General features: G+C 64.8%; 22 protein-coding genes and 1 pseudogene. 11 read left to right on the forward strand and 12 right to left on the reverse strand.

Going from position 1 to position 24,423, the window contains the following annotated elements:
- Position 1: 1 nt before the first annotated feature.
- The 5 genes from AC5Y49_RS00155 to AC5Y49_RS00175 are packed head-to-tail and all read left to right on the forward strand — an operon-like array spanning position 2 to position 5,020.
- A complete protein-coding gene (locus AC5Y49_RS00155; protein WP_499883830.1) occupies positions 2-1,609 on the forward strand; it encodes a class I adenylate-forming enzyme family protein in 1,608 nt (535 codons plus the stop codon).
- Positions 1,596-2,369: a class II aldolase/adducin family protein gene (locus AC5Y49_RS00160; RefSeq protein WP_499883831.1), complete on the forward strand. Its 774-nt coding sequence runs from the start codon at positions 1,596-1,598 to the stop codon at positions 2,367-2,369. The genes AC5Y49_RS00155 and AC5Y49_RS00160 overlap by 14 nt, the downstream gene beginning before the upstream one ends.
- A gap of 4 nt (positions 2,370-2,373) precedes the next feature.
- A complete protein-coding gene (locus tag AC5Y49_RS00165) occupies positions 2,374-3,642 on the forward strand; it encodes an amidohydrolase family protein (RefSeq protein ID WP_499883832.1) in 1,269 nt (422 codons plus the stop codon).
- A gap of 29 nt (positions 3,643-3,671) precedes the next feature.
- Positions 3,672-4,196 carry a class I SAM-dependent methyltransferase gene (locus AC5Y49_RS00170; protein WP_499883833.1) on the forward strand — a complete coding sequence of 175 codons (525 nt, stop codon included), beginning with the start codon at positions 3,672-3,674 and terminating at the stop codon, positions 4,194-4,196.
- Between the two features lie 5 nt (positions 4,197-4,201).
- Positions 4,202-5,020, forward strand: a complete 819-nt coding sequence (locus tag AC5Y49_RS00175; RefSeq protein WP_499883834.1) for an MOSC domain-containing protein — start codon at positions 4,202-4,204, stop codon at positions 5,018-5,020.
- Between the two features lie 5 nt (positions 5,021-5,025).
- Here AC5Y49_RS00175 and AC5Y49_RS00180 read toward each other — a convergent pair whose 3' ends face one another.
- The 4 genes from AC5Y49_RS00180 to AC5Y49_RS00195 form a co-directional block, all read right to left on the reverse strand.
- Positions 5,026-6,420, reverse strand: a complete 1,395-nt coding sequence (locus AC5Y49_RS00180) for a fatty acid desaturase family protein (protein WP_499883835.1) — start codon at positions 6,418-6,420, stop codon at positions 5,026-5,028.
- 15 nt (positions 6,421-6,435) lie between these two features.
- Positions 6,436-7,533, reverse strand: a complete 1,098-nt coding sequence (locus AC5Y49_RS00185) for a ferredoxin reductase (RefSeq protein WP_499883836.1) — start codon at positions 7,531-7,533, stop codon at positions 6,436-6,438.
- 98 nt (positions 7,534-7,631) lie between these two features.
- Positions 7,632-8,735, reverse strand: a complete 1,104-nt coding sequence (locus AC5Y49_RS00190) for a DUF1214 domain-containing protein (RefSeq protein WP_499883837.1) — start codon at positions 8,733-8,735, stop codon at positions 7,632-7,634.
- The gene (locus AC5Y49_RS00195; RefSeq protein WP_499883838.1) at positions 8,732-9,307 is read right to left on the reverse strand and encodes a TetR/AcrR family transcriptional regulator; all 576 of its coding nucleotides are present in this window, start codon (positions 9,305-9,307) and stop codon (positions 8,732-8,734) included. Before AC5Y49_RS00195 ends, AC5Y49_RS00190 begins: the two co-directional genes overlap by 4 nt.
- A 28-nt stretch (positions 9,308-9,335) precedes the next feature.
- Here AC5Y49_RS00195 and AC5Y49_RS00200 point away from each other — a divergent pair, with 28 nt between their 5' ends.
- Positions 9,336-10,571 (forward strand): sulfotransferase family protein, encoded by a 1,236-nt coding sequence (locus tag AC5Y49_RS00200; RefSeq protein ID WP_499883839.1) that lies wholly within the window; start codon positions 9,336-9,338, stop codon positions 10,569-10,571.
- An 86-nt stretch (positions 10,572-10,657) separates the two neighbouring features.
- Here AC5Y49_RS00200 and AC5Y49_RS00205 read toward each other — a convergent pair.
- From AC5Y49_RS00205 to AC5Y49_RS00215, 3 genes and pseudogenes are all read right to left on the reverse strand, one after another.
- Positions 10,658-11,125 (reverse strand): annotated as a pseudogene (locus tag AC5Y49_RS00205) (hypothetical protein); the annotation flags it as partial.
- Positions 11,126-11,341: 216 nt separating this feature from the next.
- Positions 11,342-12,955 carry a DUF4407 domain-containing protein gene (locus AC5Y49_RS00210; protein ID WP_499883840.1) on the reverse strand — a complete coding sequence of 538 codons (1,614 nt, stop codon included), beginning with the start codon at positions 12,953-12,955 and terminating at the stop codon, positions 11,342-11,344.
- A gap of 184 nt (positions 12,956-13,139) precedes the next feature.
- Positions 13,140-14,156, reverse strand: a complete 1,017-nt coding sequence (locus tag AC5Y49_RS00215; RefSeq protein ID WP_499883841.1) for a DNA topoisomerase IB — start codon at positions 14,154-14,156, stop codon at positions 13,140-13,142.
- A 162-nt stretch (positions 14,157-14,318) separates the two neighbouring features.
- Between AC5Y49_RS00215 and AC5Y49_RS00220 the strand changes: the two genes are divergently transcribed.
- From AC5Y49_RS00220 to AC5Y49_RS00230, 3 genes are read left to right on the forward strand one after another with little or no spacing between them, the layout of a single operon-like run.
- The gene (locus tag AC5Y49_RS00220) at positions 14,319-14,882 is read left to right on the forward strand and encodes a hypothetical protein (RefSeq protein ID WP_499883842.1); all 564 of its coding nucleotides are present in this window, start codon (positions 14,319-14,321) and stop codon (positions 14,880-14,882) included.
- A 52-nt stretch (positions 14,883-14,934) separates the two neighbouring features.
- Positions 14,935-15,363: a type II toxin-antitoxin system Rv0910 family toxin gene (locus tag AC5Y49_RS00225; RefSeq protein ID WP_499883843.1), complete on the forward strand. Its 429-nt coding sequence runs from the start codon at positions 14,935-14,937 to the stop codon at positions 15,361-15,363.
- A gap of 11 nt (positions 15,364-15,374) precedes the next feature.
- Positions 15,375-16,835, forward strand: coding sequence for an aminotransferase class I/II-fold pyridoxal phosphate-dependent enzyme (locus AC5Y49_RS00230; protein WP_499883844.1), 1,461 nt, complete (start codon positions 15,375-15,377; stop codon positions 16,833-16,835).
- A 20-nt stretch (positions 16,836-16,855) separates the two neighbouring features.
- On the opposite strand, the gene usfY is transcribed toward AC5Y49_RS00230, so the two are convergent.
- Complete coding sequence (gene usfY / locus AC5Y49_RS00235) at positions 16,856-17,149, reverse strand: protein UsfY (RefSeq protein WP_499883845.1); 294 nt, start codon at positions 17,147-17,149, stop codon at positions 16,856-16,858.
- An 83-nt stretch (positions 17,150-17,232) separates the two neighbouring features.
- A complete protein-coding gene (locus AC5Y49_RS00240; protein ID WP_499883846.1) occupies positions 17,233-17,847 on the reverse strand; it encodes a TetR/AcrR family transcriptional regulator in 615 nt (204 codons plus the stop codon).
- 106 nt (positions 17,848-17,953) lie between these two features.
- On the opposite strand from AC5Y49_RS00240, the gene AC5Y49_RS00245 reads away from it, so the two are divergent.
- Entirely contained in the window at positions 17,954-18,829 is an 876-nt protein-coding gene (locus AC5Y49_RS00245; protein ID WP_499883847.1) for a maleylpyruvate isomerase N-terminal domain-containing protein, read from the forward strand.
- Between the two features lie 49 nt (positions 18,830-18,878).
- Complete coding sequence (locus AC5Y49_RS00250; protein ID WP_499883848.1) at positions 18,879-20,171, forward strand: NAD(P)/FAD-dependent oxidoreductase; 1,293 nt, start codon at positions 18,879-18,881, stop codon at positions 20,169-20,171.
- Positions 20,172-20,177: 6 nt separating this feature from the next.
- Here AC5Y49_RS00250 and AC5Y49_RS00255 read toward each other — a convergent pair whose 3' ends face one another.
- The 3 genes from AC5Y49_RS00255 to AC5Y49_RS00265 all read right to left on the reverse strand — a co-directional run bounded on the left by AC5Y49_RS00255 (position 20,178) and on the right by AC5Y49_RS00265 (position 24,414).
- Positions 20,178-21,911, reverse strand: coding sequence for a molybdopterin-dependent oxidoreductase (locus AC5Y49_RS00255; protein ID WP_499884592.1), 1,734 nt, complete (start codon positions 21,909-21,911; stop codon positions 20,178-20,180).
- Between the two features lie 497 nt (positions 21,912-22,408).
- On the reverse strand, positions 22,409-23,509 hold the full coding sequence (locus AC5Y49_RS00260; protein ID WP_499884593.1) for a PDR/VanB family oxidoreductase: 1,101 nt from the start codon (positions 23,507-23,509) through the stop codon (positions 22,409-22,411).
- Positions 23,510-23,514: 5 nt separating this feature from the next.
- Positions 23,515-24,414: a metal-dependent hydrolase gene (locus AC5Y49_RS00265; protein ID WP_499883849.1), complete on the reverse strand. Its 900-nt coding sequence runs from the start codon at positions 24,412-24,414 to the stop codon at positions 23,515-23,517.
- Between the last annotated feature and the right edge of the window lie 9 nt (positions 24,415-24,423).

The raw sequence follows: 24,423 nt of genomic DNA on the forward strand, positions 1-24,423 counted from the left end.
GATGAGCGCCGGCGGCCTGGAAGCGATGCGATCGCCGGCCTTCACCGTTGAAGATGCCGCCCGGTATCGCGCCGCCGGCTGGTGGTCCGACTCGACGCTGTCCGATACCGTACGTCGCAATGCCGAACGATCACCCGACCGCGCCGCATATATCGACCATCCCGGCACATCGCAGAGTTGGCGTGAATTCGAGGTCGCAGCAACTGCTCTGGCAGAGCAGCTGGCCGGCATCGGCGTCGTGCCGGGCGATCGGGTCGGGGTGTGGCACGGTGATTCCGCCGCCATCCATGCGCTGCTCGTCGCGGTCGAGCGCTGCGGCGCTGTCGTCGTCGGCATCGGCGCCCGCGCCGGCACCCGTGAGGTTGCGGCGGTATTGCGCAGCGCGCAGCCGAAGCTTCTGGTCAGCGATCAGCAGCGCAGCAGCGCCGCGGCATCCGTAGCCCCAGAAACACTCGTCCTCAACCGCAACGACACACTGTCGCTCAACACCGACGCCAAGCCCAAAGCGCCAAAGCCCGAGACTCGGCTCGGGCCCGATGACCTCTTTCTGATCAACTCCACCTCTGGGACGACGGGGTTGCCCAAATGCGTCATGCACACCCAGAACCGGTGGCACTACTTCCATCAAAAGGCCGTCGCCAACGGACAACTGGCATCTGACGACATCTTCTTACCGATTATCCCCACTCCGTTCGGGTTCGGAATCTGGACCAGCCATTCGACGCCGATCTATCTGGCTGCCACTGCGGTGATCTTGGAACGCTTTACGACCAAGGCGGTATGCGAAGCGATCGCTCGGCACCAGGTCACCGTGTTGTGTTGCGTCAGTACGCAATTGACGATGTTGATGGCGGATCCTGAGCGCCGGAATTACGACTTGAGTTCGCTGCGGGTGGTTTTCACCGGCGGCGAGGCGTTGCCGTATCGGCCGGCCGCCGAATTCGAGGAACTCACCAGCGCGAAGATTCTGCAGTTCTACGGCTCGAACGAAACCGGCCTGCTCAGCGGCACCACGCTCGACGACTCCCGCCACCGACGACTGCGCACCGGCGGTCGCATTGTGCCGGAAATGGCGGTGCGACTCTTCGACGGCGATCAGGACGTCACCTCGACCGGCCGCGGCCAGCCCGCCTGCCGAGGTCCGGCGACCAGCCTGGGCTACCTCGGCGGCGCCGACCACGACACGTTGTTTACCCGCGACGGCTGGATGCGCATGGGCGACATCTGCGAGATCGATCCGGACGGGTACCTGACCGTCACCGGCCGAACCTCCGATTTCATCGTCCGCGGCGGCAAGAACATCAGCGCCGCGCAGGTCGAGGACGCTGCCATGACTCATCCCGCGATCGCGCTAGCAGCGGCGGTCGCGATGCCCGATCCGGTATTCGGTGAAAAAGTCTGCCTCTATGCCGAACTTGCTGATTCTCACACCATCGAGCTGGCCGAACTCGTCGAGCATCTGCTGGCACAGGGAGTGTCCAAAGAGCTGCTGCCCGAACGACTCATCGTGGTTGACGAACTACCCCGCTCATCCGGGGGAAAGATTGCAAAAGGGGAGCTCCGCGAGGATATTCGAGCCAGGATGGAGGCCGATCATGAATGCTCCTAACGCGCGGCCCGGCGGTCTGGAAGTGTGGGCGCCGTCCGTGGTGCCCCCGATCGGCGTCGAACTGTCCGACGAGCAGGCACTTGCCGTGGCCTTCCGCCACCTGGCCGCTATCGGATTCGCCGAGAACATGGCCGGACACATCACCTGGCAACCTGACGGCCAAACCGAGATGCTGGTCAACCCGTGGGGACTGTGGTGGCAAGAACTGACCGCGTCGGACATCTGCGTGGTGAACAGCGATGCGCGGGTGGTTCGCGGTCGGTGGGACGTCACCCCGGCGATCCATATCCACACCGAACTGCACCGCGTCCGCGACGACGCGCGCGTGGTCATTCACAATCACCCCTACTACGCCAGCGTGTTTGCCGCGCTGGGCCGGTTGCCCGACCTCCTACACCAGACGGGTTCGCTGTTCCTTGACGACCTCTGCCTGGTCGGCACCTATGACGGCGAGATCGACAATCCATCCCGCGCAGCTGATCTCGCGGCCCGCATCGGAGGTGCCAACCTGACGATTCTGGCCAACCACGGCGTGATCGCAACCGGTCGCACCCTGGCCGAAGCCGTCTACCGGGCGGCATCGATCGAACGAGTCTGCAAGCTGGCCTACGACGTCATGCTGACCGGCAAACAGCCCGTGACAATGAACTGGTCGGACATGGCGGGCATGCAGGCGTCGCTGATCGAACGGGCAGCCGACGTGTACTGGGCAGGCGCAGCGCGGATGACCATCAAAGCCGACCCCGACATGCTCAGGTGACACAGTGAAATCGATTGACGAGCTGGCCGCCAACCCGAACTTCACCACCGCCAAGACCGGCGCCAGTCGGTCAGTGACCTTTCTGCCGGATCCGCCCCGCGCCCAACGCCGCTACACGCTGATCTCAGTCGACGATCACATCGTTGAACCTCCGGACACCTTCACCGGACGTCTGCCAGCCAGATTCGCCGACCGCGCACCACGGGTCGTGGACACCGCGAGCGGGGGCCAAACCTGGATCTACGACGATCGGGAACTGCCCAACGTCGGGTTCAATGCGGTAGTTGGGCGGCCGGTGTCCGAATACGGCTTCGAACCGGTCCGATTCGACGAAATGCGCAAGGGCGCTTGGGATATCCATGAGCGGATCAAAGACATGGACCTCAACGGCGTCTACGCCTCGCTCAACTTTCCCTCGTTTCTGCCCGGGTTCGCCGGCCAGCGACTACAACAGATGACCAACGATCGCGACCTGGCGCTGGCCTCGGTGCGCGCCTGGAACGACTGGCACCTCGAGGTGTGGGCGGGTTGCTATCCCGGCCGGATCATTCCCTGTCAACTGCCGTGGTTGTTGGACCCGCAACTGGGCGCCAGGATGATTTATGAGAACGCCGAGCGTGGCTTTCATGCCGTCACCTTCAGCGAGAATCCGGCGATGCTCGGACTGCCCAGCATCCATTCCGGTCACTGGGATCCGATGATGGCAGCCTGCGCGGAGACCGGGACGGTCGTCAATCTACACATCGGATCGTCGGGATCGTCGCCGTCGACCACCGAGGACGCGCCGCCGGACGTGCAAGGTGTGCTGTTCTTCGCCTACGCCATTTCCGCGGCCGTCGACTGGCTGTATTCCGGTCTGCCCAGCAGGTTTCCCAACCTCAAGATCTGTTTATCCGAAGGCGGGATCGGCTGGGTGGCCGGGCTGCTGGATCGCCTCGACCACATGCTCAGCTATCACGCCATGTATGGCACCTGGCGGGCCTTGGGGGAGAACCTCACGCCGGCAGAGGTTTTCACCCGAAACTTCTGGTTCTGCGCCGTGGAGGATCAGTCGTCGTTCATCCAGCATGAGCGAATCGGTGCCGACAACATCATGCTGGAAGCCGACTATCCGCATTGCGATTCGACCTGGCCGCACACCCAACAAGCGGTCCACGAACAGATTCGCGATCTGCCGCGAGACGTGATTCGCAAAATCAGTTGGCAGAACGCGTCACGGTTATATCGTCATCCGGTGCCTGACGAGATCCAGCGGAACCCGGAGGCATTCTGACCGACCAGGATCGCGTTCGCTGGGACGGTATGTATGCCAATCGCGGGCCGGCGACCATCAGTGCCGTGGGCGCGCCACCGCCGTTTGAACCCTATGCCGATCTGTTCCCGACGACGGGGCGCGCGCTCGATGTGGCCTGCGGGCAGGGGCTCGCCGCGGTGTGGCTTGCCCGCCGCGGCATGGACGTGCGCGGACTCGACGTCTCTCCGGTGGCCATCACCCAAGCACGGGAACTTGCCCGGTGCAGCGACGTCGTTGACCGGTGCGAGTTTGACGTCGTCGATCTCGACGAGGGCCTACCGGCAGGTCCGCCGGCAGACGTCATCGTGTGTCACCGGTTCCGGGACCGTCGCCTCGACCAGGCGATCATCCGGCGACTGGCACCAGGCGCGTTATTGGCGATCAGCGCGCTCAGCGAGGTCGGCGCCGCCCCGGGCCCCTTCCGCGCCGCCCGCGGCGAGCTGACCGCCGCGTTCGTCGACCTAGACCTGATTGCAGCCGGCGAGGGCGACGGGGAAGCGTGGCTGCTGGCGAGGCGCGAAAGCGCATACTGAAAGTCATGACCGGTCCAGTGCAGATGCGCGTCGAAAGTCTGTGCCGCTACCCGGTCAAGTCCATGCTGGGCGAGGTGGTGGCCAGCATGGTCGTCGACGAGCGGGGCGCCGACGGAGACCGGCGGCTGGCGCTGGTTGACGCGGTGACCGGGCGGGTGGCCAGCGCCAAGCAGCCCCGGTTGTGGCGTGAGCTGTTGCAGTTCAGCGCCACTCGGGATAACGGCCACGTACACATTCGAATACCGGACGGGACGAGGGTGGCTGCTGACGATCCGGACATCGACGAATTGCTGTCGAGGCTGTTGGGACGTCCGGTCCAACTGGTGCGCAAGCGGCCGCAGGGCGCCACGCTCGAACGGCCCGACCCGGAGCAGGTGCTCGAGCAGGGGATGGACGCCGAGGTCGACACCCGCATCGTCGAGATCGCCGCGGCGACGCCGGGAGATTCGTTCACCGACCTTGCTCCGCTGCACGCGATCACGACGGCAACTCTGGAGCGTGTCGGGACCGAAGCACTGCGCTATCGGCCCAATCTGGTGATCGCGGTACCGCCCGACTATCCGCCCTATGCGGAAAACACCTGGGTGGGCCGGGAGTTGAGCGTAGGGGAGACGCGGCTGAGTGTCCTCAAGCCGACATCGCGGTGCGCGGTTCCCACCCTCGAGCACGGCACACTCCCACGAGCCCTGCACGCATTGCGTACGCTGGTGGCCGAAAACCGGGTGGAGTCACCAGGTTCCGGATCGGTGCCCTGTGCCGGCGTGTACCTGGAAGTCATCACCGGCGGCACCATCCACACCGGCGACCCGGTCAGCCTGGCCTAATCCACTCAATCGTTACCACGCGGCGGCGGCTGCACCTCGACACCGCTTGACTCGTGCTCCGGCCCTGCATCCGGGTGTTCAGCCGGGACACGATCGCGAAATCGGGTCGCCTCGCTCGAATCCTGCGTCCCGGCACGCCGTTCCGCGCTGTGGTAGGGCCCAGGCTTCGGCCGGGATTTCCCCCCGGGGAAAGCCAACCGGAAGATGCTGCGGTGCACCGTGTACCACTGCTTCGAAAATCGTCCGGAGTTGTACGGCAGCTGGTAGCGCTCGCAGATGTCCTTGACCTTCGGGGCGATCTCCGAGTATCGACTGCTGGGCATGTCGGGATACAGGTGATGCTCCACTTGATAACCCAAATTGCCGCTGATGACGTGAAACAGCGGACTGCCGTCGATATTGGCCGCGCCGATCAACTGGCGAACGTACCACCCGCCGCGCGTCTCATCTTCCACTTCGCTCTGGCTGAACGTATAAGTCTGGTCCGGGAAATGTCCGCAGAAGATGATGGCGTGGGCCCACACGTTGCGGATGACATTGGCCAGCGCATCGGCAGCCAGGGTGCGCAAGTACGTGCTTTCCACGCCCGCAAAAGCCCGGTCCAGAAAACTCGCGGTCGACCCGAGTCTGCCCTTGCGCGATATCCTCCGAAGCAGTCTGCTGGCGCGGGACTCCGCTGGCTGATCGATGCGCCCGCGCAGGGCTAGCTGCGCAAGTCCGAAAGCGCCCGCGCTGATAACCGGCCAGCCGACGTAATCCTTCTGAATCTGCGAGCGTGCCTTGCCTGCAATGCCTTTGAAGTCGTTGCGCAAGTCGGACATCGACTTCTCGCCCGCCCACAAGGCTTTGAGGTCGGTGTCGTGCACAGCCACGCCCCACTCAAAGAGCAAGGTAAGCAGTACGTTGTAGAACGGTTGCGCCAGATAGACCGGATGCCATTTCTGAGCCGGATCGATTCGCATGATCTCGTAGCCGAGATCCTTGTCCTTGCCCCGGATATTGGTGAAGGTGTGGTGGATGTAATTGTGCGAGTGCTTCCAAGCTTCGGCGGTTGACGCGGTATCCCAATCCCACACCGAGGAGTGGATATCGGGATCATTCATCCAATCCCATTGACCGTGCATCACATTGTGGCCGATCTCCATGTTCTCCAAGATCTTGGCCATGCCCAAGCACGCTGTGCCGAGCACCCAAGCGGTTTTAGACCTTGACGCCAGCAGCAGCACCCGTCCGACGACCACGATCTGGCGCTGTACCGAGATCACCGTCTTGATGTAGCGCCGGTCGCGCTCACCGAGATCGGCAAACACCTCGTCGTGAATCGCGTCGAATTCCTTCGCAAGCTTTTCCAGCTCTTGTTCGCTCAGGCGTGCAAGCGGGCTCTCCACAGCAGTGGTCACTATGGCTCCTTCCGGTCACAGTTCGAGTTCGACGTCACCTTCGGCGGTGTTGATGCAGATCCGCACGTCCGCTCCGATGGGTTCCGTGACGTCGCCGGAGCGCAGATCGCGCAGTTTGCCCGACTTCAGCGTCCCGACACAGGTATGGCAAATTCCGATCCGACAGCCGTACGCGAGATTGAGACCGGCCTGCTCGCCGGCTTCCAGAATCGGTGTGCCGCCGTCGCATTCGACAGTGGTGTCGCTGTCCAGGAAGCTGACGCAACCGCCTTGCCCTTCCCCCGCATCGCCGCCGATTTTCGGCTGGAACCGCTCAAAGTGCAGGCGATCTGCATCACCGTTTTTCTCCCAATGCTCGATCAGCGCATCGAGCAACTCGCCGGGGCCAGAACAGAACGCCTCTCGTTCGCGCCAGTCGGGAACCAGCTCGTCCAGGTCGTCCGGCGATATCCGGCCCCGCTCGGAGGTGAGCCGCACATCGAGCCGCATCCCGTCGCAACGGCGGTCGAGGTCTTCCAGAAAGGACAAAAACATGACTTGTTCGCGGCTGCGCGCGGAGTGAATAACCACGACATCGCCTAGCTCGCCGCGGCGATCAAGGCTGCGCAGCATGCTCATGATCGGTGTGATGCCGCTACCGGCGCTGATGAAGAGCATTTTCGACGGCGGCGGATCGGGCAGTGTGAAAACTCCCTCAATCTCACCGAGCCGAATGATGTCGCCGGGCTTGACCCGTTCGACCAGATACGGTGACACCACACCGCTGTCCACCCTTTTGGGGGTGACACTGATCAGCCCGTCCGCTGGCTGTGGATCCGAGGTCAGCGAATATGCCCGCCAGTGATAGCGGCCGTCGATGATCACGCCGAGCCGCACGTACTGGCCGGGTTGATGGCCTCGCCATTCATAGCCCGGCCGAATCAGCACACTCGCCGCTTCTGAGCCCTGCGGCTCGACGCGCTCGACTTTTCCGCGCAGTTCCTTCGTCGTCCAGAGCGGGTTGATCATCTCGAGGTAATCGTCTGGACGTAACGGACTGAACAGTTGCCGCACTGCTCTCAGGAACAACCGCCGACCGCGTGGAACCGGGGGCTGAGCGCCGCGTTCCGCCATGATCGCGATGGTACACAGCTGTCCACCGAGTTCAAGCGAACGCGATAACTGCGCTGTTCAGCCGTACTATTAACGCCCTTACGAAGTAAAACGTACGTTCACTGAATAGCGGTCGGCGCCTCGGACACCTTCACCAACCGCACCTCCGGGCGAGCCGGAACCGCGTCGGCAAGAAACCATCGGAAGGCGAGGTTGCCGCGCGGATACTCCAGTGTGGTGAGCGAGTTCGGGTGGGCAGTCATGCCCCAAGAGACGACGATCGTCACCGTGCCGTCTGCGTTGAACACCGCGCTGTGACCGTTGATGGAACTGCGCGCGTCGATGACGCTGTGGGTGGCCATGAACTGGTTCCACACCACCAGGTTCCAGAACCGACAAGCCGGGGGCCGGTGGGTGATCACCAGCGCTTCGTCGTCGGCGAGCACAAAACTGCCGTAGGCATAGCAGGCGTCGCGGGCCGACCAGCCGAAGTTGGCGTCGGGCACCTGGTAGGGATCTGCGAATTGGTTTGCGATCTGGGAGATTTCGTGCCCAAGGGTATGGGCGTCGTCGGACCGCACACCGACGGCAAGCGGCACAATGGCGAACATCGTGCGCAGCCAGGCGGCGCTGGCCCGCAGCGCCGCAGCCGTTTCGGCGTCGCCGTGCCGCACCGGCTCCGGCTCATCCAACGCCTCGATGCGCCAGCTGACGGGCCGGCCGGTGAGCGGGTCGGCCTGGTAGTCCCGAGTCATCAACACCGCCGCATCCGGTGACGGGCCGAGCTCGAACGAGAAGTTGCCGTCCGCGTCGATGTCGAGATCGTCGTCACGCACGATCGCCACGATCCGATCCGACCAAGCGCCCGGCGACGGCTCGTTATAGGCCGTCAGCGAAAAGTACACGCTGTCACCGCGATTGCCGCTGATCCGGTAGCGCCTTTGGGGGTCGACCGGGCAGATGTAGTAGTAGGCGTCGGTGTTGTCGCCGCCCCAACGCCGATCGCGCCGAAACGGCGTGTTGACTTCCACGAACGCCGGCCGGCTGGGCTCGGCGAAGAGATAGGTGTCGAAAGCCACCCCCAGCGTCGTCGCCAGCATGCGGTAGCCGTCGGCGATGTGCCGGTCGTCGGTGACCGCGCGGTCGCCCTCGAGAAACGAATGCTCAAGACTGCCCAGAGTTTCCAGCAACTCGTGCCACGCGGCCGTCGACTGGTGCGTCATACGCTGATTCCTCTCGTGATCAGGGCGGCAGTGCGTTCCACCCAGGTGTCGTCGAGCGCGTCCCCTCGGGTGAGCAGCGCCAAAAATGTGGTGCCGGCAACGGCCTCGACCACCTCGGCGGCGGTGATGTCGGGCCGCGCCTCGCCGCGCTCGACGGCGGCATCCAGACGCTCGGACAGACCGCGCGAAAGGATGCCGCCGAAACGCTCCAGCAGCGCGGAATGCAGAGTGAGGTCCGCCGCCATCTCGCCGACCAGCCCGGGCAGCGCCGCCCGCGCGGCCGGCGTGGTCAGTACCGCCGCAGTGCGACGCACCATCTCCCGCACGTCGGCGGCCAACGACCCGGTGTCCGGCAGCGCGGTCGCGTCGCTGATCGGAAACACCGCCTCGTGTACCAGGTGCGCCTTGCTGGGCCAACGCCGGTAGATCGCCGGCTTGCTGGTGCCGGCCCGCCGGGCGATCGTGTCGACTGACAGCTCGGCATAGCCGGTCTCGGCCAGCAGCTCGACGGCCGCGCGCAGCACCGCGCTGTCGATGCGCTTGTCGCGAGGCCGGCCAATTTCCGTCGTCATTACGAAACTCATAGTAACTTAAGTCGGCGTGACCGACATCACTCACCTTGACGACCTCGCCGAGCCGCGCTTCAGCCCGGACGTCGAGCAGATCCGCGAACTGATGGCCGCGATGGCGCCCGAGTGCCCCCTGGACGTCGACGCGCTGCATGCCAGGGCCACCGCTGATACCGGGCTGAGCGACTTCGGGCCCGCGGACTACCGCGAACGCCTCGACGTGTACCTCGCAGCGCTACACGAGGTCAGTGGCATGCACGGACCGGGAATCGTCAACTTTTACGCACAGCTGGTGGGCTGGCTGAAAAACCGGCTCCTGCTCAGCGCCCTGTTGAAGCAGCATCGCGAGATTGGCGACATCGAGTTGCAGCCGCCGATCGTCATCGCCGGCCTGCCGCGGACCGGCACCACACATCTGCATAACCTGCTCGCGGCAGCCTCGACGTTTCGCACTCTGCCGTACTGGGAGAGCGTCGAGCCATTTCCGCTACCCGCCGAGATCGGCCTCGAGCCAGATCCGCGCCGCACCCGGATGGACGCCGCCGTTGAGGTGATGAACGCCGTCATGCCGCACTTTCGCCTCATGCACGAGATGACGACCGATCATGTCCACGAGGAGATTCAGCTGCTGGCCAACGACTTCTCCTCGATGCTGTTCGAAACCCTGGCCCAGGTCCCGCGATGGCGTGACTACTACCTGGCCCACGATCAGTCCTCGTCCTATGAGTACCTGGCGCTGCAGTTGAAGGCGCTGCAGTTTCTCCGCGGCGGGCGTCGCTGGCTGCTCAAGTCACCCCAGCACCTCGAGCAACTGCCGGTACTCGACAAAGTCTTTCCTGGCGTGGTGGTCGTCTGTACCCACCGCGACCCGGTGCCGGTGGCGTTGTCGATGATCGCGATGATCACCTACACGGCACGGATGCACCGCTCACCGGTGCCGGTCACCGAAATCGCGGCATCGTGGATCGACCGTCTGGAGCTGATGCTGGCCGCGCTGATCCGTGATCGGGACGTCATCGGACCCGAGCGTTCGATCGACGTCCGCTTCGACGACTTCATGGCCGACGAGCTCGGCGTCACCGAACGGCTCTTCGAGCTTGCCGGCGAGCCGCTGACGGTCAACGCCCACGCGGGGATGGCCGAGTATTTGGCGAGTCACCGACGCGGCCGGCTCGGTCAGGTCGCGACATCGGCCGAGATGTTCGGGCTCGACGAGGGCGACCTGACCGCCCGCTTCACGCCGTATGTTCAGCGCTTCTTGGAGTGATGTTCCTAGACGTCTGCGCCAACTTCATCGCCGGCCGGGACCGGCTCGGGCGCAGGCATTTCCGCGTCCACCTCTTCGGCCGGAGCCGGATCAGGAGCGGGTGCTTCCGGTTCGACGGCGTCGACCAGCACGGCGCCGTCCGGCGGCGGTGGGGCATCGTCGATCGCCTCCGGGTCCACCGGCAGGAACATGTGATGAGTGAACTGGGGCTGATATGCGCCGCCGCCACCGATTCTCACGCCGCCGCCTTCTCCGCTGGATACCGCAGTCCCGTCCGGCAGTGTCACTGCAGTGTGGTTGCCGTTCCACCCGATCACCAAAGCACCAGGCGCAGTTCCGTACTGGAAACCGCGTGCCAGCAGTGCTGATTCTTCATTGGCGGTATGGAATCTGTCTCCGAAAACCGGTCGGTCAGTTGCAGCATTGGACACCCAGGATGCCAGGCCCGAACAATCCGTTCCCGCAGGGGAATCCCCGCCCGTGACATACGGCGTCCCCGAAACCTGTTGGATCAACGCCATTACCGTTGCTAAAACAAACATGCGCCGGGACATTAACAACAAGATCGATAGACAACCAAAATTTGTGGTGGCCCTCACGTTTGGCGCTAAAAGATGACGTGCATTACATATGCCAGCAAAAGACGCTGCACCATGGTCTTTTTCGAAAGTTCTAGTGAAAATTCAAGTTACTTCTAACGTTTCGATAACGCAAGACCCAATGGCGCCGAACTACCCGGGAAAGCAACTGCAATGCAATGCAATCCCGATTTACTCAGCAGGCGGCAACTCCCGCGGGGCCAGCGACGGCCCGATGTGGCGGTGCGCCGCAGCTAACGGCACGCGACTGCCTGGCGGTCCGACATCGTCACTTGCCCGGTACGCAGCGGGCCTGTGCGGTGAGTGGACCGCCTCTTCGGTGTCGACGGTCACCTTGCGGGTGCGTTTGAACGAGAACGTGATCTCTTCGACCTCTTCGAACACCTGGCGCGCGGTGCGCAGCGGCTGGGTCGTGGTGTCGATGGCGCGGGCGACGAACGTCGGAACCAACGGCCGAATCCAGCGCGCCGCGGTCTTGGTCACTTCAGGAATAGTCGGGAGCAGCGGGGTAGACCGCGGTACTGCCGGCAGGTTCTCCGGCTCGGCGACGGTCTGTTCGCTGGCGGGCGGTTCCGCCGCCGCCAAACTTGCGGCTTCCGCCTCGGCGGCGATCGGCAGATACATGTCTTCTTCGACCGGCGCGGGAGCGGGCGGGTCCTCGAGCGCCTCGATGACTCGACGCTGATGGTTCGCGCGGTCGATTTCCAACTGTGCCTCAACCGCAAGCCGGGCCTGCGCGAGTTGCTGCTCGGCCCAAAGCATTTCGGCGGCCGCGCGTACTTCGGCTCGCTTGACCGCGATCGCGGTGTCGGCCGCGACCTCGGCGTGATCGCGTTGGGCGTGGGCCGCTGCACGCCGATCGTGAGTCGTCTCACCGCCCAACAGTTTCAGGATCAACGGCAGCAGGGTCAGCAGGATGAAGAAGCCGACGGTGACGAAGCGCAACAGCAGCGCACCTGTGTCAGCCGTCGTGATGTCGTGCATGGCCGTCCACCGCGCAGCCAGGCCCCGATCGGTCTCGGCGATCACGCTGTGACGTGCCTGCGCGAGTTGGGCGGAGCCGGCGTCGAGTCGGGCAGCCAGCTCCGCGGCGTGCCGATCGCGATTGCCGATGGCGGTGTTCAGTTCCTGTTGAGCGTTGGCGAGACGTTCGTTAGCCGTGAGTGTCTCCGGCCCGGCACCGGGTACGCCGGTGATATTGGTCTGCGGGCAAGCCGGCGTGGGGTGATACTCGCAGCGGGCCACGACCAGTGCTTCGTTGCGGTGTGCGCGGGCCTCGTCGACGGCTTTGTCGAGGGCGTTACGCGCGTTGCGCGTCTGCTGCAGATCGGCGGCGGCTTGCGCGACGGCTGCTGTCGAGTCGGCATTGCGCGATGCCACTGCGTTGAGCCGGTGGTCGATCGAGCCGGAGAAGACGGCCAGCGCAGCAAGTTCGCCGACCACGAAGCCGAGGGCAACCGCGACCGCAGCACGCCCGACCATGCCGCGCCAGCCGCGCGCTGGGCCGCTGACGATCGCGCGGGCGATCGAGCCGACCAACATTCCGCATGCCAGAGCCAGCGCCGCGATGGCCGGGATCGGCCAGCGCACGGATTCCGACAAGGTCAGCGCCGAAACAAGTCCGGCCAGCGCAGCGGTGAGCACCACGACCAGGCCAGTGATCGCATGAGCAGACCGCTCATGACGCTCACTGAGATCCTGCCACTCTCCACCGCCCAGCCAGGCCAGCGCGGACTTGGTCCACGAACCGGCCCGGCGCGGTTCGGCTGCTTTATGGGCGCACATGGACTGAGAACACCTCCAGGTTTTGCCGGCTGACGGGCCACGGCCAGACACCGACCGGCAGAGTTGACATGTGGTGCGGTTCACAACGCATCCGGAATCGCGCAGGCCCCAAATCGCTGCAGTGCGATGGCACGAATTCTCTCACATGTGCGCTTCCGGTGTCGGGCAGCGCATGTTTCGGTGATCAACTGCGTTCGATGCGTTTGATGATGCGCGCAGTGGCCCGCTCGAGCACATGCTGTCGGCCTAGCGGTGTGCGCTCACGCTTGGCTCGGCGGAGCGCCGGGCCAATTGTGATGCCCTGCTCATAAGCCGTCACGAGGCGCGGATCCACGTAAGAGCCACGCGCGACCGCGGGCGTGTTGCCCAATTCGTCGGCAACAGCCCGCATCACGGCCGCTTCTTCGCGACGGCGTGCGGTCTTCGACGTCGGCTCCCGAGCGGTCGCGAACGCCTCGGCGGCCAACACCGTGCCGTGCCACGTTCGCAGATCTTTGACGCTGAATTCGTCGCCGACGAGCTCGCGAAACCGGGAGTTGAGATCGTCAGCGCGCACTTCGCACCAGCCGTCGGACGTCTGGTAGGCCAGCAGTCGCGGGATCTTGGTATCGGCGCGCAACAATGAGCGCACCGCTCGGATCACCAACGGGTCCTCCAACGAAATCGTCCGGCGCACTCCACTTTTGGCCGGGTAGTCGAACTCGACGCTGTCGCGGCACAACCGGACGTGGTCGCGAAGCAGAGTCGCGAGCCCGAAACTGCCGTTCTCCTGCGCGTACTCCTCGCCGCCGGCCCGGAAATAGCCACGATCAATCAACTGCTGGCCGATTGCCAGCACCCGGTCACGCTTCAGGCCGCGCCCACGCAGGTCGACCAGCACCCGGTCACGCCAGTCGGGCAAGCGCTTGGCCAGGCTCAGCGCCCGGTCATACTTCTCCTCGGCCCGCTCGGCCTGCCATCGCTCGTGATAGAGGTACTGGCGACGTCCGGCGGCGTCGGTGCCAACGGCCTGGATGTGACCATTCGGATGCGGACAGATCCAGACGTTCTTCCACGCCGGCGGTATCACCAGCGCCTCGATACGCGCCAACACCTCCGGGTCGTCGACGCAGTCCCGCTGGCTGTCGACGTACGAGAATCCCCGGCCCCGGCCGATGCGACGAATTCCGGGGCCACCGACGGTGCTTCGGCGCAACCTCATGCCGCGGCCGTCCTGGGGAGGATGCGCTGCTGCGAATACTGCGTGTTCACCGCATGGGTTTACCCGCGGTGGTATCGGGTGACACCACGACCACATTCGGATTGAGCCGACACAGCCGGATCAACCGTGGAGCCGAAACAGGACGTGAGACGGTATCAACTTATGCAGACCTTCGACTACATGACCTACGAGGATTTCGGCCGGCGGTTCTTCGAGGTAGCCGTCACCGAAGACCGCGTCGGCGCCGCCTTCGCCGCGATTGCCGGCGAGGAGTTCGAGATGGCGCCGATCGCCCAGGGGCCAGGCAAGATCGCCAAAATCAGCGCCAAGGTCCGGATTCAGGAGCCGCAGGTCCACCGAAACGTCGACGACGCGATCACCTTCAACATCCACATCCCGCTGGCCATCGACCTCCTTGTGGACCTCCGCCTGGACAAGCAGCGGTTCCTGGTCGACGGCGACATCGCGTTGCATGCGGTCGCGCGCGCTGCCGAACCGCTGCTGTTGATCATCGACGTCGCCAAGCCGCGTGCGTCGGATATCACCGTCCACGTGTCGTCGAAATCCATCCGCGGCGAGGTGTTACGCATCGTGGCCGGCGTTGACGGTGAGATTCGGCGCTTCATTGCGCAGTATGTCGGTGACGAAATCGATTCGCCACAATCGCAAGCCGCTCAGGTCATCGATGTGGCCGCCCAGGTCGGCGAGACCTGGACGGGTATCTGACCCGGTTGTATTCGGGTTTATCGGGCCGTCGCACCCGGGTATGGACAGGGACGTGGCACGAGTAGATGTTTCGACGTCATCCGACCTCGAACCCGAGGCGGCGTGGAAACTGGCCTCTGACTTGAGCCGGTTCCAGGAGTGGATGACGATCTTCGCGGGCTGGCGTAGCGAGGTCCCGTCCCGCCTCGAGAAGGGCACGTGCGTGTCGTCGTGCGTCAAGGTGAAAGGCTTCCGCAACGTCATCCACTGGACGGTCACCCGGTACGACGAGCCACACACGATCGAGTTGGAGGGCCGTGGCCGCGGGGGGATCCGGATCGGCGTCACCATGAACGTCACCGATGACGACCCGGGGTCGACGTTTCGGATGACCGCCGAGCTCAAGGGCGGCCTGCTCAACGGCCCGATCGGCGGGCTGGTGGCTCGGGTGCTGAAATCCGACGTGCGGAAGTCGGTGGACAACCTGGCTGCGTTGCAGTAACCACACAAGACATGGACCACCGCCGAGCGCCGCTGTTAGACGCACTGGCCGACTATCACCGGCTGGAGCGGTACGGGTTCAGCCCACCCGGGCATCGTCAGGGACGCGGCGCCGACGAGCGGGTATTGGCGGTGCTGGGGCGCGAGCCGTTCCACGACGACGTTTTGGCCAGCGGAGGTCTGGACGACTGGCGCTCGACGGGCCGGTACCTCTCGGATGCCCAGGAACTGATGGCCGACGCAGTCGGGGCGTCCTCGGCCTTCTTCTCGACCTGCGGCAGCTCATTATCGGTGCGGGCGGCGATGATGGTGGTGGCCGGAGCGGCGTCCGGTGGCCTACTTGTGCCACGCGACAGCCACAAGTCGATAGTGGGCGGATTGATCTTTTCCGGCATCCAGCCACACTGGATCACCCCACGCTGGGACGCCGTTCGTCACCTTTCGCATCCGCCGTCGCCGGAACAGGTACGCGACGCTTGGGACCAGAACCCCGATGCTGCCGGCGCGTTGATCGTCAGCCCGACGCCGTACGGCACCTGCGCGGACCTCGCCCAGATCGCCGACATCTGTCACGAACGCGACAAGCCATTGATCGTTGACGAAGCGTGGGGTGCACATCTGCCGTTCCACCCCGACCTTCCCGCCTGGGCGATGGACGCCGGCGCCGACGTGTGCGTGGTCAGCGTGCACAAGATGGGGGCCGGTTTCGAGCAGGGTTCGGTGTACCACGTACAGGGCGATTTGGTGGACCAGGATCGACTGGAGGCCAACGCCGATCTGTTGATGACGACCAGCCCGAATGTGATGATCTATGCCGCAATGGATGGCTGGCGCCGCCAAATGGTGCAGCATGGCCACGAATTGCTCAGTGCCGCACTCACTCTCGCACACACGGTGCGCGAACGTATCAATCACATACCTGACATCGTGGTACTCGACGACCAGCTGCTCGGCGTCGAGGCATCCCATGACCTGGACCGCCTGCAGGTGCTGGTGGACGTGTCAGGCACCGGCGCGACCGGGTACCAGGCCCGCGACTGGCTGCGTGAAAGCCACCGCGTCGATATCGGGCTGGCGGATCATGCTCGCATCCTCGCGACGCTGTCGTTCGCCGACGACGAGCACACCGCCGACCGCCTTGTTGACGCATTAACGGCCTGGCGCAACACCGCCGACTCGCTGGATCGGGCGCCGGCAATTCGATTGCCCTCGCCCGATGAACTTCAGTTGGAGACGGTAATGCTGCCGCGAGACGCGTTTTTCGGTCCTACCGAACTCGTCCCGGCCGACAAGGCGGCCGGCCGGATCGCAGCAGAGCAGATCACCCCGTATCCGCCCGGCACACCGGCAGTGGTGCCGGGCGAAAAGCTCAACGACGCCGTCATCGAATTCCTGCGCTCAAGCCTGGCGGCGGGCATGCCGTTACCTGATGCCGCCGATCCGCAGTTGGAGCACATCCGCGTGGTCGAGTAAACGGCCAGCGCCGAAATGCGCTAGCGCGCGTCGGGATGCTGTGTGAGCCATTCCCTTTCGACGTCTCGCACTCGGCGGCCTTCCATCGCCAGCCAGGCCAGGCCCGCACCGGCAGCCAGCAAAGCGACGACAAGACTCGCGACGCCGACCCCAATCTGACCGAACGCAAATCCGGCCAGACAGACCACGAACGCCACCACGCCGACCGCCAGCAGGAGAATCCCTGGCGCTTTAGCGGTGTTTTTCATCGTCTCACCCGCATGAGCTCGGGAGGTCCGGTGGTGATCGACGGGATCGCGGGCGGTGTCACCCATTAGGTCACTCCTCTGGTGTGGCTTGCGTTTCGCCGCATGCCGACGGCTACCCGAACTAGGGCCCGGAAAAACGTGTGCTGCGGTCAGGCGGGTGGCCGAAAGCCGTTGAGCAGCGCACGCATGGATCGTGCTACCGCATGCCGGGTCTGCACCGGGTCTGGTGAATTCGCAATCAACATCGCGCCGCGCGTGAGCGCACCCAGCAGCAGCCGGGTGACGGTCTCGGGGTCGTCGACGTTGAGGGTGCCCGAGTCGACGGCCGCCCGAAGCGCTTCGACGATGACCGCAAAGGCATACCTTTCGTCGAGTTCGGTGTAGCGGGCCAGGCCCAGCACTGCGGGTCCGTCCAGAATCAAGATGCGCTGCAAGTGCGGCTCCAGAACGGCGTCCAAGAACGTGTCGAAGCCCCGGGCAAATTCATCGATGTCGTCAGTAGCGCCTTGTGCGGCTGCCATGGACGCCGCCATCAATTCGGTGTGCGCCTGTTCGAAAACCGCCTCGAAAAGAGCCGTCTTGGTAGGGAAGTGGTGATACAGGGCGCCGGTTGTAACCCGGGCGGCGCGGGCCAGATCTTCGACCGATGTGCTGCGAAAGCCGTTCTGACCGAACAACTCCCGGCCCGCATGCACCAGTGAGTCGCGCGTCTGCGCCACCTGCTGGGCGCGCAGCGACGACGGCTGCGGCGTCGACTCGGCCATGGCTTCACTCCTGTGCAGGCGGATCGCATCAGCCTATTGACATAGTAACGTTATGTGACATAGTGATGTTATCTGCAATCTGCTTCAACGATGGAGGTTATTGCCCATGCACGCCGTCCCCACAGCGGCCGCCGGCCCCGTCGACCAACTCCGGCGCGCCGATGCCACCACCAGAAGCGCGCTGGCCAGTGCGGTCACTCGCAGCGCTGCATTGTGGCGAAGCGTCGACGATGCCGGCGCACCAGTACCGGGCCTGTCCTGGGCGATCGGGCAAACAGCGGCGCATGTGGTTGCCGACATGCGCGAGTACACCGAGGCGCTTACCCGGCATCTGAACGGCGACCGCACCGCCCCGGAGATCCCGGACGGATCGCCGGCCCGGCTGCGGACGGCGGCCAATGACCGTCACCTCAGCGATGTGCGCGAACGCGACCCGCGTCGGCTGGCGAACATGCTGGAGGAGACCGCCGAGCACTACCTCGCCGCTGCCGCCGCGGTTGACCCCACCGCGCACACCGCCATCGCCACCGCCGACAGTCTGGTCCTAGAACCGGCGGTGATGACCTGCTTGCTGCTGGGGGAGCAGTTGATCCACGGGTTGGACATTGCTCGCGCCGCCCGCCGGCCGTGGACCATCAGCCGCGACGACGCGCTGCTCGTGGTACCCGCCGCACTGGCGCTGGCGCCGAACTACCTGCGGGCCTCCCGCGCCGAGGATCTGCACATCACCTTCGAACTGCGGATCCGCGGTGGTGGCCGGTATCGGATGACGGTCGACGATGGCACCGCCGTCGTCACGTCAGCCGATCAGCGCACTGGCGAAAGGGCGGACTGTGTGATCACCGCCGACCCGGTGACTTTCCTGCTCCTGGGTTATGGGCGCGTACCGCAGTGGCCGCAGATCCTCCGCGGCAGACTCCGAGCCGGGGGACGTAAGCCATGGCTGGCAGCCAAATTCGGGACACTGCTGGCCAGCCCGTAGCGGGGCCGCGCAGACCGCTGATCCGGCCGGCCGTCGCTACAGTGGAACGGTGACGTCGGTCGTGATCGTAGGCAGCGGATTTACCGGCTTCGAGTGCGCACGTCGACTTCGCAAACGAAACTTCGACGTCACGATCATCTCGCCGGTCGACTACATGCTCTACACGCCGTTGCTGCCGGACGTGGCGGGCGGGGTCGTCGACGGACGCTTCGTCACGATCCCGCTGGCGGGAACGCTGCACGGCGTGCGCAAGGTGCGGGGACGTGTCGACAGCGTCGACCTGCACGAGCACACCCTGACGTTCACCGACCTGGAACAGCGCTCCTGCAACCTGTCCTGGGATCGGCTGGTGCTGACGCCCGGGTCGGTAACCCGGCTGTTCGATATACCCGGATTAGCCACCTACGCAAGGGGTTTGAAGTCGGTGGCCGAAGCGCTCTACCTGCGTGATCACGTTCTCGAGCAGCTCGAGCTGTCGTGTTTGGACACCGACGCCGCCAGCGCACAGGCGCGCCGCACGATCGTCGTCGTGGGGGCGTCCTACTCCGGAACCGAGCTCACCGCGCAGCTGCGCGCGCTCACCGACGCCGCCGCCAAACACATGGACTTCGACAAGAGCGACGTGAAGTTCTTGCTACTGGACCTCGCCGAGCAGGTGATGCCCGAAGTCGGAAAACGGCTGGGCGACAAAGCGATGCGGGTGCTGCGACGCCGCGGCGTCGACGTTCGCCTCGGCCTGACACTGCGTGAAGTACATCCGGACTATGTGGTGCTCACCGACGGCTCGCGGGTCAACACCCGCACCGTCGCCTGGGTGACCGGCGTGACCGCTGCACCACTGATCGAAAAGCTAGGGCTGCCAACCGAAAAGGGCCGACTAAAGGTACAGACCGATTTCGGTGTTCCCGATCATCCAGACGTGTTCGCCGCCGGCGACGCCGCGGCGGTGCCCGACGTGACCCAGCCCGGCAAGGTCACCCCACCGACCGCTCAACACGCAATCCGGCAGGGCAAAGTGCTGGCCAACAATGTCGCCGCGAGCCTCGGCCACGGCAAGACCAAGCAGTACAAGCACCGAAACATGGGTCTGGTCGTCGATCTCGGGCCCCGCGCGGCAGTCGCCAATCCGCTGAACGTGCCGCTGTCCGGGTATCCGGCGAAGTTCGTCACCCGCGGCTATCACCTCTACGCCATACCGCGGTTCGTCAATCGGTGGGCGGTGTCGCTGGCTTATCTGACCGATGCGCTGTTCCCGCGCACCCTGGTGTCGATGGGGTTGGCGACGCAGCGCGACGCCGAATTTTCCACCAGCGAAGGCATTCCGCTGCCGAAGAGTGGCTGATGCTGCTTACAGCGTCTGGTGGCGCCCGAAGTACTTGTGATCTTCGCTGTATCCGCCGTAGCCGCTACCGATCTCGGAGTAATGGGCGACGAACTCGATACCCTTGATCCACTTCACCTGTTTGAACCCGTGCTGCAGCTCGTTACGCAGCCGCAACGGCTTGCCGTGCATGTAGGGCAGCGGCTGGTCGTTCATCTTGTAAGCCAGCATGCTCATGTGGTGGCGCATTTGGTCGATCGGGTGTGCGTTGTAGTAGATCCCGCCGGTGGCGCCCAGGCCCATCGAATAGAACACCACCCATTTCGCCTCGGGCAGCGGTTTGACGATGTCCATGATCGTCTCCATCGTCACGCCGCCCCATTTCGCGACGCCCGACCACGCCTGGATGCAGAAGTGCTGGGTGATCTGGTCGTGGTAGGGCAGCGCCTGCAAGTCCTCGAGTGAGAACTCGGTCGGGTTTTCGACGAGACCGTAAACCTTGAGCCGCCAGTCGACGAAGTCGTTCTTCTCCAGCTCTTTGTATTCGACGGTCTCGGGCAACCGGCCGTTGCGCCAGTGGTGCGGGGAGATGTCCTTCTCGGTGAAGGCGCCCGGCTTGGGGTTGAAGTTCTCCAGCGCCCGCTGGAAGGGGCCGATCAGCGCGTAGCCGACCCGCTGGACCACCCGGGGGTGCCGGATGGTGAACGGGGTGGCCCACACCCAGGCGACGGCCGTCACGGCCATCGCCGCTGCGAAGAACCAGAAGCCCAGCCAGCTGTTGTCGTCGCGGGCGGCGAACATGTGGTTGAGGTTTCTCAACGCGTCGGTGGCAAAGACCAGCGTGACGTGCACCAGGATGAAGAACAGGAAGTAGACCAGCACCAGGAAATGCAGTGACCGTGCGACCTGAATGTTCAACCGCTTGCTGATCACCGTAATCCGCTGCGAGAGAGCCGGCGACATCCCCAGGCCGGTGATCAGCGCGGCCGGGGCGGCGATGAAGACGGTGGTGAAGTAGGCCATCAACTGCATGCCGTTGTAGCCCACCCAGCCGTTGTCCTTCGGCCAATCCAGCGACAGGTACTGAATCGCCACCGAGGCGGCGTCGGGAAAAACTCTCCAACTGGTCGGCACGATGTGCTTCCAGTGGCCGGTGGTGAACAGCAGCACGTAGAACACCGCGCCGTTCAGCAGCCATAAGACGTCGACGCCCAGGTGCCACCAGCGGGCCAGGCCGATGGAGTGCCGGAACCCGGGCAGCCCGAATTGCGGGGGCAGCGCGACGGTGTCGGAGTTGGCCGTCCACAACTCGTCGTCGGGAACCGGCGGACCGACCCGCAGCCACTCGTCCTTGCCGGGCGTGGAGTTGCGGCTGAAGTACAGCCGCGGGTGGTCACACAGAATCTGGATGCCCGAGCGGATGATGAACATCATCAAGAACAGGTTGAAAAAGTGCGTCCAGTTCGCCCACCACGGGATGCCGACCGCGCTTCCGGTCGCTTCTTCAGCTCCGGGGTAACGCTGAATGAACTCCTCGATGCCCGGCATGTTGCGCAGGCCTTTGCCGATCGCCACCGCCGCGATCAGCAGAGCAAAACCGATGGGGATCAGCCACAGCAGGTTGAACCACTTGTCGCGGCCCACCCGCAACCGCGGAGCCGTCGCCCGCCTGGTGAGGTCGAATCCGCCGCCATAGGTTTCCACGTCGACGATGTCGTGGGCCGCGTGCACCTCAGTGCGATAACCCTGCTCGAGCTCCATTTCGACGTCCACCACGTCAGCCGGGTAGCCGACCTGGTGCGTGGTATCTGTCGCGGCGCCGCCGGTCCCGGCCGAATCGACGTCCCTGTCAGGCTTGTTCCTGTCGGTGGTCGTCACGGGCCTGAAGATACACGAAGCGCGCAGCTCACCGCGGTGATGACGGGCCTCGCAGCGGCTGTCATCGGCCCGCTGGAAGCAGACCGCCGCGGCCGAGTTGTCGGGCCCGGACGTGACCTCGCCTGGATAAGACTCAGCAAGCGCGGACACAGTTCCGCGCCTGCGGTCAATCGTCTGGAATTAAGACGCGTCTGCGGCAGACAGTACCAGGCTTCGGCCCAGCCGCCGGCCAACCGGTCCGAACGGACTCGCTCGGGTCCCAAAACCCTTCAGGCGCTGCGGCTTTGCGCCCCGCAGGCGCGAACGCGCGCGTCGGTCGGAGAGTTCCGCCGGGTAACTGAAGTCACGACGTGAGATTGGTCACAAACCACGTTGCAGCGTTACAAGTCGAGCAGAAGCTGTTCGCCTTTCGGCGCCCGCGAAATGCACACCAGCATCATGCCGTCCGCGCGTTCCGGATCGGTGAGCAGCGTGTCACGATGCTCGGCGCGCCCTTCGAGGACGCGGGTGCGGCAGGTGCCGCAGAAGCCCTGTTGGCAGGAATACGGCGCTGCAACCCCAACCCGCCGCAACGCCGCCAGCAGCGTCTCCTCGGCGCCAACGCACACCGTGGCGCCCGTCGAGGCGACGCGGGCGGTGAACTCCTCTCCGTCGATCACCGGCGGCGCGGCAAATCGCTCGAAGTGCAACTCCACATTGCCGCGGCCGACCAGCCTGGATCGGACCGCGCTCAACATCGGCGCCGGACCGCACGCATACACCGCTGACCCGTCGGCGCAGTCACCGAGGAGCCCGGTCGCCGTCGGAACGCCGTGGACATCATCGGTACGGACCTCGACCCGGTCACCGAACACCGCCACTTCGTCGAGAAACGGCAAGCTGTCGCGGCTGCGACCGGCATAGACCATCGACCAGTCGACGCCGAGCCGCTCGGCGTAGCCCAGCATCGGCAGGATCGGAGTGATGCCGATACCGCCGGCGATGAAACGCAGACGCTGCGTCGGTGAGCCATAGCCGGGCACCGTCAGCGGGAAGGCGTTACGCGGTCCGTGGGTGTCGACCGCAGCGCCGACGTGCAGTGTGTCGTGCGCCTCGACCGAACCGCCGCCGCCGTCGGGGATGCGTCGCACCGCGATGCGGTAGACGTCGCGACGGTCGGGGTCGCCGCACAGCGAATACTGCCGCAGCCGTCCGCTGGGCAGCTGAATGTCGAGGTGCGCACCCGGACGCCACGGCGGCAGGTTTCCGCCGTCGGCAGCCGCCAACGTCAGCGCGACCACATCCTGGTCATGCGCGACCACCCGGCGCTCCACCACGGTCAGCGCGATGCGCTGGTCGTTTTCTACGGGTGCAGCGATACGGCGGATCGATCCCGACAGCGCCCACAGCCCGGAGATCGCCGCATCGGCGAGTCCGATCAGCAAATCGTGGCGGGACCGGCCGAACGCGCTCGGTGGCGTCTGCCGAATCCGCTGCAACACCGCCTTCACTGGTGCGCCGCGCGGGCCGCCGCGGAACTCGCCAGATAGGCGACGGCCTGCGCCGTGGAACCCATCTCCTCGGGTGAAAAACCCGGCCGGAAGTAGGTGAATGTGTTGGAGCCAAACAACTTTCGATAGGTCGGCAGCAATCCCGCCTTGGAGTCCCGCGCCCGAAGCCACTGCATTTTCCACCAGCCCATGTCGAGATTCGGGTCGGTCTTCGTCAGATACCACGTACCCCGCTGAAAGAAGACGAAGACCATCGTCACCGCCATCGCCATCGAACGGATCCGATCGAGGTAGCTGTCGTGGAAGTAGACCGCGACGTCGTGGGCGACGTTGCGGTGCTCGACTTCCTCACTGCCATGCCAGCGGAACAGATCGACGATCGTGGCGTCGGCGCCGTGATCGTCCCAGTTGCAGTTGAGAGCGAAGTCACCGAGTACCGCGGTGTAGTGCTCGATCGCGGCGATGAGCCACAGCCGGTCACACAGATGGTTGAGTCGGCGCTTGGGGTCCGACGACGTGGAGGGCGCCAGGGTGCGGGAGAAGACGAAGTCAACCTGATCGAGCAGCGGCTGGGGATCGACACCGTGGGCCACCATCAAGTCGTGCAGCACCTGGTCGTGGATATCGGCGTGGGTGGCCTCCTGGCCGATGAATCCGCGCATATCGTCGGCCAGCTTGGCGTCTTTGACCAGCGGTAGCGCCTCGTTGAACACCGCGACGAACCACCGTTCGACCGGTGGCAGCACGACGTTGAGCAGGCTGGCGAAATTCGAGGCCACCGGATGCCCGGGGATCCAGTGCAGCGGGACCTCGGTGACGTCGAAGTGCACTTTGCGTGCCTGGATCTGCACGGGGCCCGGGTCACATTCGTGGTCGAACCGGCGCGGTCGCAGCATGGGAGCTCC

Source organism: Mycobacterium sp. NGS62, assembly GCF_059812285.1.